The sequence below is a fragment of the Microcoleus sp. B4-D4 genome, from assembly GCF_036705185.1.
Lineage (GTDB): Bacteria > Cyanobacteriota > Cyanobacteriia > Cyanobacteriales > Microcoleaceae > Microcoleus.
The window spans coordinates 14,630-30,480 of record NZ_JAUBTX010000009.1 but is presented as its reverse complement, the minus strand read 5'-3'; the positions used below and the strand labels follow the sequence as shown (position 1 = coordinate 30,480).

Here is a 15,851-nt window from a genome sequence, read left to right as displayed (position 1 = left end):
TGCTATTTCTAGGGTTTGTTGTTGCGGTGGAAGCGTCTCTTAGTGCGTCTGGCAATAGCTTTGCGCTTCTGCTTTTCGAGGGGGGTTTCAAAGTGGCGGTGTTTTCTCATGTCGGGAAAAATTCCCGCTTTGGAAACTTGTCGCTTAAACCGTCGTAGGGCTGACTCAATCCCTTCATTTTCGCCTATTACAACTTGGGTCATTATTTCTCCTTAGTGTTTGTTAGATCGAGTTTTATCATATCAAGGTTTTTGACCGCGCGACCTGTTGAAGGTCGGGCGATCGACCAAAACCCCAAAATTATACCAGAAAATTGGTTCGTAGTGAGGACTTCAGTCCTTCTTTTTTGCGGACTGAAGTCCTAATTGACTACTGTCAACTGACTACTGACTACTGACTACTGACTACTGACCAACTGATTTTCCTGCCGCAGGTAAGCTTGAATAAACGGCTCTAATTCGCCGTTCATCACATCTTCGATGGCAGTTGTTTCCACCCCAGTACGCAAATCCTTGACCATTTGGTATGGGTGAAAAACATAATTGCGAATTTGGTTGCCCCAAGCCGCCTCCACCATATCGCCGCGAATCTCGGCAATTTCCGAAGCCCGCTGTTCCTTAGCAATCACCAACAGCCTAGCCTTGAGTAATGCCAAAGCTTTTTCCTTATTTTGCAACTGACTGCGTTCTTCTGTACAGCGGACGGCCAAACCGGTAGGAAGGTGAACGATACGGACTGCGGTTTCTACCTTGTTAACATTTTGCCCGCCCTTGCCGCCCGCGCGGGAAGTCGTGATTTCCAAATCTTTTTCTGGAATGTCCAACTTGACGGATCGATCGAGTACCGGCATCACTTCCACGCCCGCAAAACTGGTTTGACGCTTGTCGTTAGCATTAAAAGGCGAAATTCTGACCAAGCGGTGAGTGCCTTTTTCCGATCGCATATAACCGTAAGCGTAGCGGCCGACAATTTCCAAAGAAGCAGATTTAACACCTGCTTCCTCTCCCTCGGAAATTTCCATTAAATGTACTTTGTAACCTTGACTTTCCCCCCAGCGGGTGTACATCCGCAGCAGCATTTCGGCCCAATCTTGAGCATCTGTGCCGCCCGCCCCGGCGTTAATTGTCAAAACAGCGCCGCCTTCGTCGTAGGGGCCCGATAGTAATTGTTGCAGTTCCCACAGGTCGAGTTCGCGGGTTAATTGAGCAAGACTCGATGAGGCTTCTTGGAACAAAGACTCGTCGGCTTCTAACTCCAGCAGTTCTAAAATAGCTCTAGCGTCTTCTAGGCTAGTCTGCCAGCCGCGGTATTGGTCTAAATGAGATTTGAAGTTGTTGAGTTCTTGGAGGGTTTCTTGGGCTTTATCCTGGTCGTCCCAAAATGCTGGTTGGGCACAGATTTGCTCTAAATCTTGAATTTTGGCTGTGAGTGCGGGGATGTCAAAGATAGTCCTGGGTTGTACCCAGTCGATCGGACAATGTTTCGATATCGTGCTTGATGTCTAGAACTTCCACTGTGAGTTTTCCTAGTTGTGGGGTGTTATATTAATTTTAGCTTGCTGCTGACTTGTTGTTGCACAAATACTAAGAACGTTTTTTAACCGCAGATGAACGCGGATGAACGCAGATGTTTCTAAATATACTGCGAACCTGTGGAATTGAAGGCTTTACCGCATTCGTGAGCGCATACGTCCAACCTTTTGGAACATGAAAAACTTTTTGTGAGGTCTTCGCGAAACCAATCACAGGCGATCGCCTCTTTCACTGATTTAGTTCTGAGAGAATTAAATCCATTGCCGTACTTTTCAATTAAAGCCAGCATTTGGGGTCTGTAAGTGTCGTTATAAACAGCGTATTTAGTATGGCTTACCCAACAACAAGGCCAGAGTTCCGCTTCAAAACTGATAAAAATCTCTTTGGTGGCTTGAGTTTGGCAGCTAATTTCTACATTCCGGTAGTAATTATTTAGGCTGCCAAATGTTTCTACAGCTTTGATAAATTGGTCTCCCTGTGGATTTTTATATTGTTCCAATGATGGGGGTTGGAGTTCTTCGCTGGCTGGCTGTGGTGGGATAGGCTGATTTTGAGCTACTGCTTGAGAGGTTTCGATAGCTATAGCTTGATACCAAGCATAATTTGCTTTTTCTGGTTGCCCCAACTGCGTTAAAACTCTAGCTAAATTGCGATAAGCTCCGGCAAAATTGGGTTTAAGCTCGATCGCCTTTTGGTAATAAGCACTAGCTGGCTGCCACTGTTTCTGTTGAGCGTAAAGACTGCCGACATTAGCATAAACTTCGGGAAAATTAGGCTGAATTTTCAGTGCGTTTGTATAGCAGTCGGCTGCTGCTTGCATCTTCCCCATAGCTTGGAAAGCATTTCCTAAAGTTTTACAGGCTGCTGCAAAGTTAGGTTGGATTTTTAGGGCTTGTTGGCAGGCTGCGATCGCCTCTGAGAGCTGTCCTTGTTTCAAACAGTCCTCCGCTTGTCGGTGCAACCCAACAGCCGTCTGTGTTTGATTTGGAGGGGCTGACGCATTAGTTGTTGCTGGTTGGTTCGGGCGATCGCTCTTAGCATCTACCTGAGAGTTTTCTGCCTTCTGAAGCGGTTGATTTGCGGACTCTTTGTCATAAATTTCTTTTGCTACAAAACGAGAGGTAGCTTTCGGTACAAACTCGACAAACCCTAATTCTTGGGCTAAATCCCTGGCTGCTTCTACTTGGTGCTGGTTGTGTTCAAATATCAAGTAGTGCCATACAGCTTTTCCGCCCGCTTGGATAAAAGCCTTAACCGACTGCATTATCCTGTCCCAGTTGGTATTTTGGCGGTAAATGCTGTTAGTATCAGCCAATCCGTCGATGCTAAAAATTACGCGATCGTTTTCTCCTGTCATCGCCTGTGCCAGGGCTTGCCACCAGTCGGGGTTGCGCCCGCTACCGTTGGTGTACAGGCAGATTTTAGGAACTCCCATCCGGTGCAAATATTCGATCGCCCCAATTGTAGTATTGCTAGTCATAGCATCGCCGTAGTTGCCACACATATAGATCAAATCCAACTGAGAGCAAAACTCTTGTGGGAAAATTCTCTCAATATCCTCCATCTTTAATTCCGCCCCCGGCAAAATCGGGTTGTCGGTGCGCGGACATTGGGGACAAGCGGCATTGCACCGGGAAGTAATTTCTAGGCTGACTATCCTGATATCTTCATATTTTAAGTACATAACTGTTATTAAATTGAGTTGTGATTAATTTTGAAATCGCGATCGACAGAATTAGTCGAATCAATCTCAACTATAAAATCTCAAATCGACCGATCGCTCTCTTGGTTGTAAATCTTAATCAAAAACCGCAGCCGGAAGTCGATCGGGCTGCGGTTGTTTTTAAGCTAAACTTGCGTTGATTAATCGCGGCTGTTGAGAGCAATCATCAGGCGCAGAATGAAGATGAACAAGTTGATGTAGGTCAAGTACATCGACAAAGCTGCGGGCAAATACTGGTCGTCGCGGTAGCTGCGGGGTAGTATGTAAAAGTCTACAATCGCAGCGCCAGCAAAGATAAACACGCCGATGCCGGAAATGCCAATTTCTAACCAGGTTGGGGTGTAGACTCCAAATAGAGAGAGTAGAAATTGACCGCCAACGACGACTAACAAAGCAATGACACCTAAACTGATGGTTTTGGTGATGGCCATGCCGTCTTCTTCCGACAAGTTAGAACCAATTTGGCGGGCGGCGATGAAGGTAATGCCACATCCGAGGGCTGCAAAACCGATGCCAGCAATGCCGACTCCTTCGTTTCTGAGTGCTACAGACACCAATCCGCTGAGGGTGTAGCCGGTAAGCAGGCTGTAGGTTACCAGGAGGGGTAAGGCGGTACTATTGTTACCTTTTTCGGCGACACCGCGAACGACAAAGAACAGAATTAATTGTAGGACGATCGCGGCGATGAATGTGGGAAAAAAGATTCCCGGATAGTTGCGAATGACTCCGAGGCCGCCGTAAGCGCCGACAGCAGTTAATACAAGTCCGCCACCGACGAAGGGGAGGGCGTTGGAGATGACGTTGGGGCCTACCAGTGCGTGGTTTTTGGCCTCGCGCATGGCTTCGCGGAAGTTGCTGGTGTTACTCACGAGGATTTACCTAATGTTGGCTGAGAGTTGATATCTTGGGACTTGCGCGCGGCAAAAGAAACCGGGTATGCACGAAAATACGCGGGTTTGAACCTGTAGTTATGGTGAAAAAGCCGGTTTCTCACGCGGCGCGCAAGTCTTGTATTTCTATTCTGACAGCTTTACCCTGTGTTTGCAAAACCTGGTCGAGTTTAAAGATTTGATAAAGAACCGGGGTGAAATCACCCTCAAGTAGGAAACTATTGTTTATAATCGACTGCGTACATGGTGTGCAGTCTCGCTGCGCCGGAATTAGCACAGTCTAATTAGGATTGTCTGACGCCACAGAGATATTCTTTAACTTAATTAACAGGTTGATGTCAAGGTCGATCGAATCGCAGATAGCACAGGTGAATAAATTTGGGATTTTAGATTTGCGATTTACGATTGAAAGCTTTATGCTAAAGGGAGGGGGCACAGTTGATTTGAGGTTTTTGATGGCCGGCAAGAGTTGAAACTAGGGAGAGAGAATCTCCACAATTTAAAATCTCAAACCTGAAATCGGTTCGGTTAGTTGCACCTGGTAGCTCAGACAGGGAATTTCAAGAAAATTAATGAATAAATTTAGTTCGTACCGACCAAATTCTCAACAGGTAATGTCTAATGCTCACCTTTTTTGCTCGTAAATTATTGTCACCCGCAGCCGGAATTCTTTTGACTGCTACTGCGGTGATTTCCTTTGGCCAAGCTGCTTTTGCAGGTAATGTCGGAGACATTTCTGTCGCTGCTGCATCGCAGGGTTCAGAATATTGGCTGCTGGCTCAGGTTGGTCAACCCCCCCAAGGTACCACTTCTCCGAGTCCGAACCCGGTAAAGGTCAACCGGGAACCCGGGCCTGTGAAAATTCCCGAACCTTCGACGGTGGTAGGGTTGGGTTTAGTGGCGGGTTCGCTGGCGGTGACTCGCCGGAGAGCGAGAGTCGGACGATTTTAGATTTTAGATTTTAGATTTTAGATTTTAGATTGGGAAATTGACGGATTGAAGGATTGGGAGATCGATTTTAGATCAATACGGTTAACTTAAGACTATCCAGGCGGTAAAAAATCATGAAAAATAAATACTGCGATTGCTTCGTTCCTCGCAATGACCATCTTAAGTGAACCGTATTGGATTTTAGATTGGAGGTTGAGGGATTGAGGGATTGGGAGATTGCCCTCGTGTTGCGATCGAACTGCTATACAATCAGTGGCGGTGATATCGTGTCTGCTCGATTTGCTGCAATCAGATGGGATAGCAGCATGGGACAGAAGTTTTCTGGCGCTGCGGACTGAAGTCCGCACTACAAACGGTTTTTTATTGTCTGTTTCAGCATTTTAGCCGATCGCATCCCTCAAAGCATTTTTAGTCATAGCTGCGATCGACTGTTCAGTAGCTTTCGGCAAATGATAGTATTTCCCGCCAGAAGTCTTGGCCAACTCCTTCGCAAAACCAGTCGAAATAAACTTACTCTCCGTATCAATCACCAGCAACTGCATTCCCAGGCCGCGAATTTTGGCAGCAATTTCCAACAATTCCTTTTTAATATCCGGCTTTTCGCCATCTAAAATCGGTTCGCCCAAAGAACGAGCCAAAGGAATATTACCGCGTCCGTCGGTAATGGCGACAATCGCAACTTGACCAATATCTCCAGACTGGCGCGCATTGACTCCGACGCGCACCGCTTGCGTCAAACCGTGGGCGAGGGGCGAACCACCGCCGCAGGGCAGCCGTTCCAAACGCTTGCGGGCCAAGGCTATCGAGCGAGTAGGCGGCAGCAATACTTCTGCTTGTTCTCCGCGAAACGGAATCAGCGCCACTTGGTCGCGGCTTTGATAAGCTTCGGTGAGTAGCTGCATGACAGCACCTTTGGCCGACTGCATCCGGTTGAGGGCCATCGAACCCGAAGCATCCACGACAAATACCACTAGAGCCCCAGCTTTTCTGGCCAAGCGCTTCGCCCGAATGTCTCCCTGTTCCACAAATACGCGCTTCTCTCGATTTGGACTCTCGCGGGCGGTGGTTTCCTGGTCAGAATTCCTGTCGCGGCGGGCTTTTTGGTAGGGTGCGGCGGCTCTGAGAGTCGCATCAACGGCGATGCGGCGGACGGGGCCTTTGGGCAATACTGGCTTGACGTAACGACCTCTATCTTCCGAGAAAATGGTGCTTCTGCTGCCGGATTTGCCTTGGCGGTTGGCGTTTTGCGCGAAGAACAGCACGTCGGGGTCGAGAATTACGCCTTCGGGGTCAAAGAGAAATTCTTCGGGAATGTTGGTTTCTTCTTGTTCTTCGGGAGGTTGGTCTTCTTTGTCTTCTTCTTCCTCTTCTTCTTCTTGTTCTTGTTCCGATTGTTCTGGGGGTGGCGGTGGCGGTGGCGGTGGCGGTGGGTTTTCGTCTGGGGGAGTTTGGACGATGGTGGCGCGGGGTACGATGACGAGTTCTACGGCGCGGCGCAAATCTTCGGCGTTAACTTCTGTGCGTCCTTCGATGGCGGCGGCGGCTTTGGCGACGCGACAGGCGAAGATTTCGGCGCGGTGTCCTTGGACTCCGCCGCGCAGGGCTTCTTCTACTAAGTAGGCAATTTGTTCGCGGCTGATGGTGACATCTTTGAGCCATTCTCTGGCGAGGATGATTTGGGTTTTGAGGTTGTCGGTGTCTTCGGTGTATTGGTTGAGAAATTCTTGGGGGGAACTGGAGTAGGATAGGGCTTGTTCTACTGCGTATACTCTTTCTTCTAGTTCGAGTGCTGCGTCGGCGGAAAGTACGATCGCGATGCGATCGAGCAAATGTTCTCTGAGCGACCCTTCTTCGGGGTTGTAGGTAGCAATGAATAGAGGTTTGCAGGGGTGTTGGAAGCTGATGCCTTCGCGTTCTATTTGGTTGCGACCTTCGGTTAATACTGTTAGCAATTGGTTGGAAATGTTGTCATCTAGCAGGTTAATTTCGTCTACGTAAAGTACGCCTCGATTTGCTTGGGCTAGGAGTCCGGGTTGAAATACGGTTTTGCCAAATTTTACTGATTGTTCGACATCGACGGAACCTAAAAGTCGGTCTTCGGTGACACCCAAAGGAATTTGAATGAAGGGTGCGGGAATAATTTCTGTATTTGGGGAATTAGTATTTGTGGTGTGGGCATCTTGCCCGTTTTCTTCTAATATAAAAGATGTCTGTTCTGCAATGTTTTCATCGGGTTCGGCGTTGCAAAAAGAGTCTTTAACAATTTCAATTGGTGGCAGTAGGGAATGCAGGGCGCGGGCCATTACTGATTTTGCGGTACCGCGGCGACCGGCGATCGCAACTCCTCCCAATCCGGGATCTACTGCTGCTAAAAGCAGGGCTAATTTGATTGCTGCTTGCCCGACTACGGCGGTGAGGGGAAAGGCGGTTGTGGAAAAGCTAAGGTTGGCTGCGGGCATAGGATTTTCTGATGTTCGGAACTAAAATTTTGAACTTAATTTTTAGCTTACTGCTTGAAGTATTTTAACTTCTAAAGGGAGAATTACGGTAAAAGTTGAGCCGACTCCGATTTCTGATACTACCTCTATTTGACCTTGCAAAAGCGTGACTAGCCGCGATACTATGGCTAATCCCAGGCCGGTGCTGTCGGGGGGATACTGCTGTTTGCGGGCTTCTCCTGCTTGAAAAAAGGGGTCAAAGATGCGGTTGGTATCTTCGGGGGCGATGCCGATACCTGTATCTGTAATGGCGATCGTCCAATTTGCTTCTCCAGCGCGGCTGCAACTTAATTCAATGCTACCAGATTCTGTATAGCGAATGGCATTACTCAGAAGGTTGGTGACAATTTGTTGCAGCCGCTGTCCGTCGGCGACTACTTGTTTGGGGGCGCAGTCGCTGGTAACAGCAAGCTTTAGTCCTTTAGCATCAGCAATTGGCTGCATCATTTCTACTACGGTGTTAATTAGAGATTGTACATTAGTTTGCCGCAGGTTAAGTTTAATTTTGCCGGCATCGGCGCGAGCAAGTTCTAGGGCGTCGTTAATCAGGCGCAGCAACTGTCTGCCGTTACGCAATACTCGCTCGATGTGTTCGATGCCGGGGAGGGTGTCTTTGATTTCTGTTTGTGCCCTTCCTTTTCGCAAAAATAGCTCTGAATAACCGATGATTGAGTTGAGAGGTGTTTTGAGTTCGTGAGCTAAATAGGAGAGGTTTTCTTGGTTGACGCTGACGAGGCGATTGAGTTCTTGATTTGTGAGTTGTAACTGACTTTGGATTTGTTGGAGTTCCCGAAGCTTCTGAGCGACGTAGCTATTGAAACACTGGGCAATTGCTTCGTCTATTACGGCATCGATGAGGCGAAAAGCTTTAAATACTTCGGCAGTGGTTCCTGCTAGCAATTCTGTTTCTAATTCTGAGAATATTACTTGACGCAATAAATGGTATTCCCTGGCTACTTCTGCGGAGTCGTAGCCTTGTTCGGCTCTAAGAAGTCCGTGATCTAAACTGGCTTCAATTATTACCTTTATGTCGCTGTTGCGATATTGGGAAAGCAATGCGGCCATCGCCCCCAACAAATGGGGTATGTGATTTTCGATCGCTGAGTGCGGTAAGGTGTCAGCACTTTCAATGTTCCGATCCTGACGTACTGCTTCAATCCAGCTTTTGAGGATCGTATCGGTTTTGTCGGCGAGCATTTGGCTGTAGTCCATGATGTCTGCGTGGGGGTTGAATTTGGCAGATGTTGCCCATGCTTCATTGTAGTTGAGCGATCGCCCGATCGCCATACCAAACTTCGGGCGATCGCAACCCTGCCAAAAGAATTAGTTTTGAGGTGATTTTTTCCCCGTGCTGCTCTCTCCATGACTAGATTCCAGCTTGTTTCTGCCAAAAGTCACACTTAAACCTCTTGACAAAATAGCCTAAAAGTAGTAAGTTCGCTGACAACCAGAGGTTTTAATTTTTAAGCTTTAGTTTTGTCAGGGGACTAAATGGAAAACGTGCAAGCTGCGATCGCTGTGGCAACATTTATCGGTGTAGTTTTCTTAATAATTACAGAATGGATACACCTGACAGTTGCGGCATTTTTGGGAGCGCTGATACTGGTTTTTACCCATGTGATGACGTTAAATAACGCGATCGAATATATCGGTCGCAGTCACGGAACCCTGGGTTTATTTTTCGGAGTCATGGTCATGGTGAGAGCCTTTGAACCGACCAAAGTATTCGATTATTTGGCAACTAAAATGGTGTTGTTGGCGAAAGGCAAAGGCAAAAATCTCTTGCTGGGAATTGTCGCAATTACGACACCTATTTGTGCAGTTTTGCCCAATGCCACAACAGTCATGCTGCTAGCGCCATTAATTCCGCCAATAGCTCAAGAAATCGGCGTAGATTTTGTACCATTACTAATTTTAATGGTATTTGTAGCTAACAGTTCGGGATTGCTGACAATCGTGGGAGACCCGGCGACATTCATTGTCGGCGATGCTATCAACATGAGCTTTGCAGATTACCTAACTCAATTAAGTTTGGGCGGGGCGATATCAGTAGCAGCTTTAGTAGCTATATTACCTTGGCTGTTTCCCGAAATTTGGCGAAAAAAATTAGACAATTTGGATAATTTGCCACTGCCAACAATCAATCACCCGCGAATTTTAGCAATGGGTGGCTTAATCACAGCTTTCGTGCTGGTATTTTTTGTAGTAGGAGAGTCTCTACCCATACCAATTTCACCGGCAGCGGTTGCTTTGTTGGGGGCTGGTTTGGCAATGCTTTTAGCTCACCACTCCCAAATTGATTCAGTTAACAATATTTTGCGGGATTTAGATTGGAGCACGCTGTTATTTTTTATGTCATTCTTTGTGCTGATTGGCGGTTTAGAAAAAACCGGAATCATCGGCAGTATGTCAGGATTTTTAGCAGTTGTTTTAGGTAAAAACATTTTTCTGGGTTCTTTAGCTTTGTTATTTTTTGTGGGTTTGATGTCGAGCGTGGTGCCAAACATTCCGCTAGTGGTGGCGATGGTGCCGCTGTTAAAACAGTATGTGGTGAATGTCGGCCTCGCACCGACAGAAGTGCTGAATCCCGATTTTGCAGGGCAGTTTCCAGTTGCAGTGCTGCCGCTGTTTTATGCGATGATGTACGGGGCAAATTTAGGCGGAAACGGCACTTTGATAGGAGCTTCTTCTAATGTAGTGGCGGCGGGAATTTCGGAGCAGTACGGACAGCGGATTTCTTTTCAAACTTTTCTGCGTTACGGGCTTCCGGTGATGGCGGTACAATTGCTGGTGGCTGCTGTTTATGTAACTATTCGGTTTTTGATTTGAAGAAGTCATTAGTCATTGGTTATTGGTTAGTGGTTATTGGTTATTGGTTGTTAGTTATTGGTGATTGGTGATTGGTGATTGGTGATTGGTTATTGGTTATTTGTCAACAGTCAACAGCCAACAATCAACAGCCAACAGCCAACAATCAACAGCCAACAATCAACAGTCAACAATCAACAGTCAACAGTCAACAGTCAACATTCAACAGTCAACAATCATGAGGAGTCCAACCAGAATTGATATCAGGTATCTTGCGTGTCCAATACTGGTTTTGGGAGTTGCTATTAATTAATGTTCGCACGCTCAAATGCTGAAAATCACCAACTGATAGGCTCCAGCAGGTAAGGCGCACCCTAGATAATAGTAGTAATACTCAATCCGGCTTCAATACTTCCTTTATTTCTTAATTCCTTAATCTCTTAAAGAGGGACAAGAAGCTGAGTTTTATGAAGGTGTTGTCAGTGCTTATCTGAGCGCAGACAGTTCATTAACTAATTTTATCCTACCCCGATATACAGAGCGCAGGATGCGATCGATCGAGCATTTCTCTTCCTCCGTCAAACTCTCGTCAAAAATAGCGGCCATCAAACCGTAGCGATCGGCTAAAGTAATGTAGCCATTATAATTCACTTCGGCGAACAGCTCGCCCAAAGCAGATGGAATCAGGTTGACAGGAGTTTGCATAGAGATTGACTCTCCACTTGACGCTAGGGCGATCGCACTTTATCTGCAGTCACAGAGGGCGATCGCACTTTCATAGTTTCTATGTAAATCTCCTTAAAATCAGTGACACCAAACAGCCAAAACTTGTGACAGCAACCAACATAATTTGTGAACTAAATCACATTCAATATGTGCAAATTATGCCGTCCTTTGCAGTTGCGTTAAAGCGCCAACAAAATAACTGCAAACTTAACTTTTTCTAAAGATTGTAAATCGGCACTTCTTCCACCGGTTCAGCCAACTCAAACTTAAACACCCGGGAATAGAAATAAAACTCCCCATCAAGAGTTCTCTTGATATTTTCAGCGCGGCGAAAACCGTGCTGTTCCCCCTCATAGGTAACGTAAGCAACCGGCAAACCTTTAGCTTTCAATATCTCTACCATCATTTCCGCTTGATTCGGCGGAACAACCTTATCTTCCAATCCTTGAAAAAAGATTACCGGACAAGATAAACGTTCAGCAGAATGAATCGGAGAACGTTCTACATACAAATCTTTGCGTTCTGGATAAGGCCCAATTAATCCATCAAGATAGCGCGCCTCAAACTTGTGAGTATCAGTAGCCAAAGCCTCCAAATCGCTAACTCCATAATAGCTAGCACCAGCCTTAAACACATCCCGGAAGGTCAGAGCGCACAGAGTCGTGTACCCCCCTGCACTGCCACCGGCGATCGCCATTCTCTCGCCATCAACCAAATTTTTTGCAGCTAAATATTTAGCACCATTAGCGCAATCATCAACATCAACAATTCCCCAACTATTTTGCAATCTTCTTCTGTATTCTCTCCCGTAACCAGTGCTACCGCCGTAATTAACATCAAGCACAGCAAAACCGCGACTCGTCCAATATTGAATTCTCAAATTCATACCGCTAGAAGTAGCAGCAGTTGGGCCGCCGTGACTTTTGACAACCAGTGGCGGTTTTTCACCCGCAGGTGCAGCAAAATCTTGATTTTTCGGGGGATAGAAAAAGCCGAAAGCAGTCAAACCGTTTTCCGTGGGAAACTCTAGCATTTCCGGTACAGAAAGATAACCAGAATCGATACTTAAATCGCTCGATTTTCGCAAAATTTCCCGTTCGCCACTTGCTAAATTTAATTTAACAATAGCAGTAGATTCAGTAGGCGAACCCGCCAGAAAAACCACAGTTTCTCCCTGCGCTTTCACCGACGAAATATCAGTATAAGGTAGCTCAATTATTGTTAGCTGCTTTGTCGTCAAATCGAGACTGGCTAAATGCCACTTACCTTGCTGAGTGTAGGTACAAATAATTTTGCTTTTGGAAACCATCGCATAGGTAGACATTCCAAAAACCCACTGAGGAAGACCGAATTCAGCCGCCATTTCACACAGAGGTTCGACTTCTGGCTTTTCTTGCAAGCTGAGATTAACAGTTCTATAAAAATTCCACCAGTTCGACTTGTCAGAAACAAAATACAAAACTCCATCGGGCGACCATTCCGGTTGAAAAATCGACTCGTCAGCGCCACCAGCTACTAAATATTTTTCGCCTAAAGAACCGCCACTCTTAATTTCTGCTACCCACAATTCTGTCCCATCCCACGGCATATTTGGATGGTTCCAAGAAATCCAGGAAAGTCGAGAACCATCGGGACTCAAACGAGGAGAAGCATAAAAATCGTTACCTTGAGTTAAGATTTGAATATCTTCGCCGTTATCTAAATTAATGCTAACAATAGTGTTGACAGATTCCCCCTCACCGGCACCGTCTTCGCGCACGCAAATCAAGCGATTTCTTTGCCGGTCAACAATCATATCTGCGTAGCAATTCTTAGCAGCAGGTGTGAGAGGTTCTGGTTGAGAATCTAATGCTTGACAATAAATACGTTGGTCGGCAAAATGAGAGAAATACACCACACCGCCGGCTACTGCAAACGAACCGCCGCCGTATTCGTGAACGCGAGTGCGAACGTTGAAAGGTTGGGGCGTTACATCAGTTATTTTACCGTCTGGAGTGCGCCGCACAATGACACTTCTACCCGCTTCCGACGGTCGTCCTTCTACCCAGTAAATATCCGATTCGTCCATAGCAATTTGTCCGAGTCCGACAGTTCCCGAAACAATTAAATCTGAGGTGATGGGAGATTTCCAAGAGCCGTAAGGCGATGTGGTATTCATAAAGTAGAGACAGTTGTGTTTTGAGAACGAAAAAATTAATATAGCAGTTTTAAATCTGATGAAATAGAGGACGCGGTAATGCTGTTTTTCTACCCGACTCTGTACTTCAGTCAACTCAAAACCGCTATCTTGGTATTTTACCAGAAATAATTGGTTTAAAGCCTCTCCTTTTTAAGGATAAATTAAAAGAAGACTGTTCGTTAGGGGCATTTTCTTCCTTCCAGTTAGAGGTTGCTCTCATCTGTTTGCTGTCAATCAAACAAAATATTTTTGAGAAAGCATACACAACTGCGATCGCCCGGAATAATCAATTAGGTGCGAAAATAAAAATGGTAAATTGGGGCTTGCTGTGCGGCACCCACCGCAGATGAGTTACTTTGTTATGTTTTTGATCACTCGTTCGAGTGAATTTGCTTCTTGAGTTTTGCCTTGCTTTTTCAATAAATCTCTGGCTTTTTTAAATGATTCTACTGCATCTGATATTTTATCTTGTGCGTAGAGGACTTGCCCAAACATATAATGAAATTCTGGGACATTCGGTTTGAGACGAATTGCGGTTTGAAAATTGGGAACTGCTTCTTCTAGTTTGTTTTGATTGGCTAGAAGGCTACCTAAGTTGGCGTAAGCTTCGGCTAAATTAGGGTCGATTTGAATTGCTCTGCGAAAGGCGGCTTCTGCACCTTCTCTATCTTGTTTTGCAGCCAAACTTAAGCCTTGCTGAAAATATTCGTTGGCTCCTGTATTTTGAACTAAGATATTTTTTACAGGTGATTCTGCCCGCACTGGCAAAGAAATGTTTGCAGCACAAACTAAAGCTACTGTCAACAGGCTGGTGCTGGCCGTCACACCTAAAAATCGATTTTTTTTGTATCCGCTTAACATTGGCAATCAACCTTATTTTTCAAGCTATAAAATGTTGGTTAGAGAGTTTAATCAGTCTCTTCTAAAAATGTTTGTACTCGACCGCTAGGTCTCAAAACTACTCGGATTTTCGGGATTTTTCCGTTGGAAACGGGAGAAACAAAGGGCTCGCCGACTAAGGGCATATTAACTTGTTCGATATTATCGGATGCTGCTTTTCCCATCGGCACAATAGTTTTAATTGACCCGTTTTCGTCTATCTGCAAGCTGTATTCCAAAGTTTGTTCCATTCCTTCGGTCGGCTTCCAGCGTTCTTCAAAGTAAGTTCTAGCTTCTGAAACTTGAGGAATTGTATCAAATAAAGTGCGATTTTTTTTGCTCGCTGCTGCTTGATTGTTGTCTGCGGACTCGGCTTGGGGTTGGGTGTCCTCAAGGGGTGGGAGTTCGGTACTGGCGGGGGGGAGAATTGGCTTGGGGAGGGGGGGGAAGGGTTGCAGGGGGGGCACGGGAATTCTGGAAGCGGACAGGGAGGGCGGAAGGGGGGGCGGTACGGCGGGAGCTAGTCTGGGGGGTATGGGGGGGAGTTGGTAGGGTACTGTTGCGGGTATTTTGGCGACGGAATTTGGCTGTTCTGGGGGGGCGGGAATTGTGATGATTTGCCCTTGGGGGAGGGCTGGGGGGGTCTGTGAGGTTGCAGGTGCGCTGCTGTTGGGGGGAAATAGTAGGGCGGGCTGCTGGATGGGGCTGGGTTTGTTGGTGGTTGGTGTTGGGGCGGGGGCGATGGGGGGCAAGCTGGGGCTGGGGGTGACGGCGGTGTTGATGGGCGGGGGCGGTAGGGGGGGTAAGCCTGGTGTTGGGGATGCGGTGGGGGATGTGGTGGGGCCGGGAATTGGGCTGGGAGATGCGCCGGCAGCTAGCTGGGGCTGTCGTGAATTGGCGATCGATTGGGGATTGGCGGGGGCTGAGGCGGTTTGTGAGGTGGTGGGGGGTCGATCGAGCATTTTGATAATTCCTGTCGTCAGGCCGGCGCTAGCGACCAGCAGGGCGGCCACTTTGAGTCCGGCTGCTGAGGGTGATCGTCCGCGCTGGCGGTTGAGGTTGGGGAGGGCGATGGCTTCGGCGGCGCAGTCATCTAATGCTGTGGCTAAGTCAAACAGTTGCAGGGTGCTTAGGTGTACTGCAGGCCCGGATTCTGCGGGGGTTAAAGTGCCTAAAAATAAGTTGTGGGCGAGCAAGCCGCGGGGTTCTAGGCGGGGCGGAACTGGCAGGTAGGAAGTGTTTGGGGCGATGGTTCCGGGTTCGGATGTGTTGGTTGGTCGATCGAATGTAACGACATGGCGCGCGACTTCTGGCGAGTCTGGATCGCTTGCGGTCAGGCTTGTTTGGGAGTTGAGGTTGCTTTCCCAATCGCGGGATTCGCCTAGCAAGTTTTGGACGTAGTTGCTGACTGCTTCGTGGAGGGTTTCGAGTTGAGCGCGATCGCCCCTGAGAGTAACGTGTTCGGTATCTGGTAGTCTGGGGTCGTCGAGCCGCAACTCGAAATTTAAAGATTTAAATACGGGTTTGCCGGCCCAGCGAGATAGAGGCGAACTTTTGGCTGTTATTTCCAGCGTGCAAGTAGGGGGCGTGTACCGTTTGCGAATCATAGCTGAAAGGCTGTTGGCTGTTGACTGTTGACTGTTGACTGTTGGCTGTTGACTGTTG

The 15,851-nt window shown here is 47.2% G+C and carries 14 protein-coding genes; 4 read left to right on the top strand and 10 right to left on the bottom strand.

Annotation, left to right across the window (positions count from 1 at the left end; all coding sequences use genetic code 11):
* Positions 1-8: 8 nt before the first annotated feature.
* The 3 genes from rpsU to QUB13_RS10335 form a co-directional block, all read right to left on the bottom strand.
* Positions 9-203 (bottom strand): 30S ribosomal protein S21, encoded by a 195-nt coding sequence (gene rpsU / locus QUB13_RS10345; RefSeq protein ID WP_006632476.1) that lies wholly within the window; start codon positions 201-203, stop codon positions 9-11.
* Positions 204-397: 194 nt separating this feature from the next.
* Positions 398-1,514 (bottom strand): peptide chain release factor 2 gene (gene prfB / locus QUB13_RS10340; RefSeq protein WP_333380409.1). Its coding sequence is split into 2 segments (ribosomal slippage): positions 398-1,441 and positions 1,443-1,514, totalling 1,116 coding nucleotides; the frame shifts between segments, so codons are not numbered across the junction.
* A gap of 118 nt (positions 1,515-1,632) precedes the next feature.
* On the bottom strand, positions 1,633-3,216 hold the full coding sequence (locus QUB13_RS10335; RefSeq protein ID WP_333380408.1) for a tetratricopeptide repeat protein: 1,584 nt from the start codon (positions 3,214-3,216) through the stop codon (positions 1,633-1,635).
* Positions 3,217-3,236: 20 nt separating this feature from the next.
* Between QUB13_RS10335 and QUB13_RS10330 the strand changes: the two genes are divergently transcribed.
* A complete protein-coding gene (locus QUB13_RS10330) occupies positions 3,237-3,395 on the top strand; it encodes a hypothetical protein (protein ID WP_333380407.1) in 159 nt (52 codons plus the stop codon).
* Here the strand turns inward: QUB13_RS10330 and QUB13_RS10325 are convergent, their stop codons facing one another.
* On the bottom strand, positions 3,396-4,124 hold the full coding sequence (locus tag QUB13_RS10325; protein ID WP_106333830.1) for a Bax inhibitor-1/YccA family protein: 729 nt from the start codon (positions 4,122-4,124) through the stop codon (positions 3,396-3,398).
* Positions 4,125-4,766: 642 nt separating this feature from the next.
* Between QUB13_RS10325 and QUB13_RS10320 the strand changes: the two genes are divergently transcribed.
* Positions 4,767-5,096 carry a PEP-CTERM sorting domain-containing protein gene (locus QUB13_RS10320; protein ID WP_333380406.1) on the top strand — a complete coding sequence of 110 codons (330 nt, stop codon included), beginning with the start codon at positions 4,767-4,769 and terminating at the stop codon, positions 5,094-5,096.
* Between the two features lie 380 nt (positions 5,097-5,476).
* On the opposite strand, the gene bchD is transcribed toward QUB13_RS10320, so the two are convergent.
* Together bchD and QUB13_RS10310 are read right to left on the bottom strand one after the other, a co-directional pair.
* Positions 5,477-7,555: a magnesium chelatase ATPase subunit D gene (gene bchD, locus QUB13_RS10315; protein WP_333380405.1), complete on the bottom strand. Its 2,079-nt coding sequence runs from the start codon at positions 7,553-7,555 to the stop codon at positions 5,477-5,479.
* Positions 7,556-7,597: 42 nt separating this feature from the next.
* The gene (locus tag QUB13_RS10310; protein ID WP_333380404.1) at positions 7,598-8,881 is read right to left on the bottom strand and encodes a sensor histidine kinase; all 1,284 of its coding nucleotides are present in this window, start codon (positions 8,879-8,881) and stop codon (positions 7,598-7,600) included.
* A gap of 204 nt (positions 8,882-9,085) precedes the next feature.
* On the opposite strand from QUB13_RS10310, the gene QUB13_RS10305 reads away from it, so the two are divergent.
* Positions 9,086-10,423: an ArsB/NhaD family transporter gene (locus QUB13_RS10305; RefSeq protein WP_333380403.1), complete on the top strand. Its 1,338-nt coding sequence runs from the start codon at positions 9,086-9,088 to the stop codon at positions 10,421-10,423.
* A gap of 78 nt (positions 10,424-10,501) precedes the next feature.
* On the top strand, positions 10,502-10,663 hold the full coding sequence (locus QUB13_RS10300; RefSeq protein ID WP_333380533.1) for a hypothetical protein: 162 nt from the start codon (positions 10,502-10,504) through the stop codon (positions 10,661-10,663).
* 225 nt (positions 10,664-10,888) lie between these two features.
* On the opposite strand, the gene QUB13_RS10295 is transcribed toward QUB13_RS10300, so the two are convergent.
* From QUB13_RS10295 to QUB13_RS10280, 4 genes are all read right to left on the bottom strand, one after another.
* Complete coding sequence (locus QUB13_RS10295) at positions 10,889-11,107, bottom strand: hypothetical protein (protein WP_333380402.1); 219 nt, start codon at positions 11,105-11,107, stop codon at positions 10,889-10,891.
* 238 nt (positions 11,108-11,345) lie between these two features.
* Entirely contained in the window at positions 11,346-13,286 is a 1,941-nt protein-coding gene (locus QUB13_RS10290; protein WP_333380401.1) for a S9 family peptidase, read from the bottom strand.
* 372 nt (positions 13,287-13,658) lie between these two features.
* Positions 13,659-14,168: a tetratricopeptide repeat protein gene (locus QUB13_RS10285; RefSeq protein ID WP_333380400.1), complete on the bottom strand. Its 510-nt coding sequence runs from the start codon at positions 14,166-14,168 to the stop codon at positions 13,659-13,661.
* A gap of 47 nt (positions 14,169-14,215) precedes the next feature.
* Positions 14,216-15,793, bottom strand: a complete 1,578-nt coding sequence (locus QUB13_RS10280) for a DUF4335 domain-containing protein (RefSeq protein ID WP_333380399.1) — start codon at positions 15,791-15,793, stop codon at positions 14,216-14,218.
* Positions 15,794-15,851 lie beyond the last annotated feature (58 nt).

Excerpts from the sequence above, each read along its gene's own strand:
- QUB13_RS10335 (WP_333380408.1), bottom strand. The coding sequence starts at position 3,216 with ATGTACTTAAAATATGAAGATATCAGGATAGTCAGCCTAGAAATTACT.
- QUB13_RS10305 (WP_333380403.1), top strand. The coding sequence starts at position 9,086 with ATGGAAAACGTGCAAGCTGCGATCGCTGTGGCAACATTTATCGGTGTA.
- QUB13_RS10295 (WP_333380402.1), bottom strand. The coding sequence starts at position 11,107 with ATGCAAACTCCTGTCAACCTGATTCCATCTGCTTTGGGCGAGCTGTTC.
- QUB13_RS10310 (WP_333380404.1), bottom strand. The coding sequence starts at position 8,881 with ATGGCGATCGGGCGATCGCTCAACTACAATGAAGCATGGGCAACATCT.
- QUB13_RS10285 (WP_333380400.1), bottom strand. The coding sequence starts at position 14,168 with ATGTTAAGCGGATACAAAAAAAATCGATTTTTAGGTGTGACGGCCAGC.
- QUB13_RS10320 (WP_333380406.1), top strand. The coding sequence starts at position 4,767 with ATGCTCACCTTTTTTGCTCGTAAATTATTGTCACCCGCAGCCGGAATT.
- QUB13_RS10280 (WP_333380399.1), bottom strand. The coding sequence starts at position 15,793 with ATGATTCGCAAACGGTACACGCCCCCTACTTGCACGCTGGAAATAACA.
- bchD (WP_333380405.1), bottom strand. The coding sequence starts at position 7,555 with ATGCCCGCAGCCAACCTTAGCTTTTCCACAACCGCCTTTCCCCTCACC.
- rpsU (WP_006632476.1), bottom strand. The coding sequence starts at position 203 with ATGACCCAAGTTGTAATAGGCGAAAATGAAGGGATTGAGTCAGCCCTA.
- QUB13_RS10290 (WP_333380401.1), bottom strand. The coding sequence starts at position 13,286 with ATGAATACCACATCGCCTTACGGCTCTTGGAAATCTCCCATCACCTCA.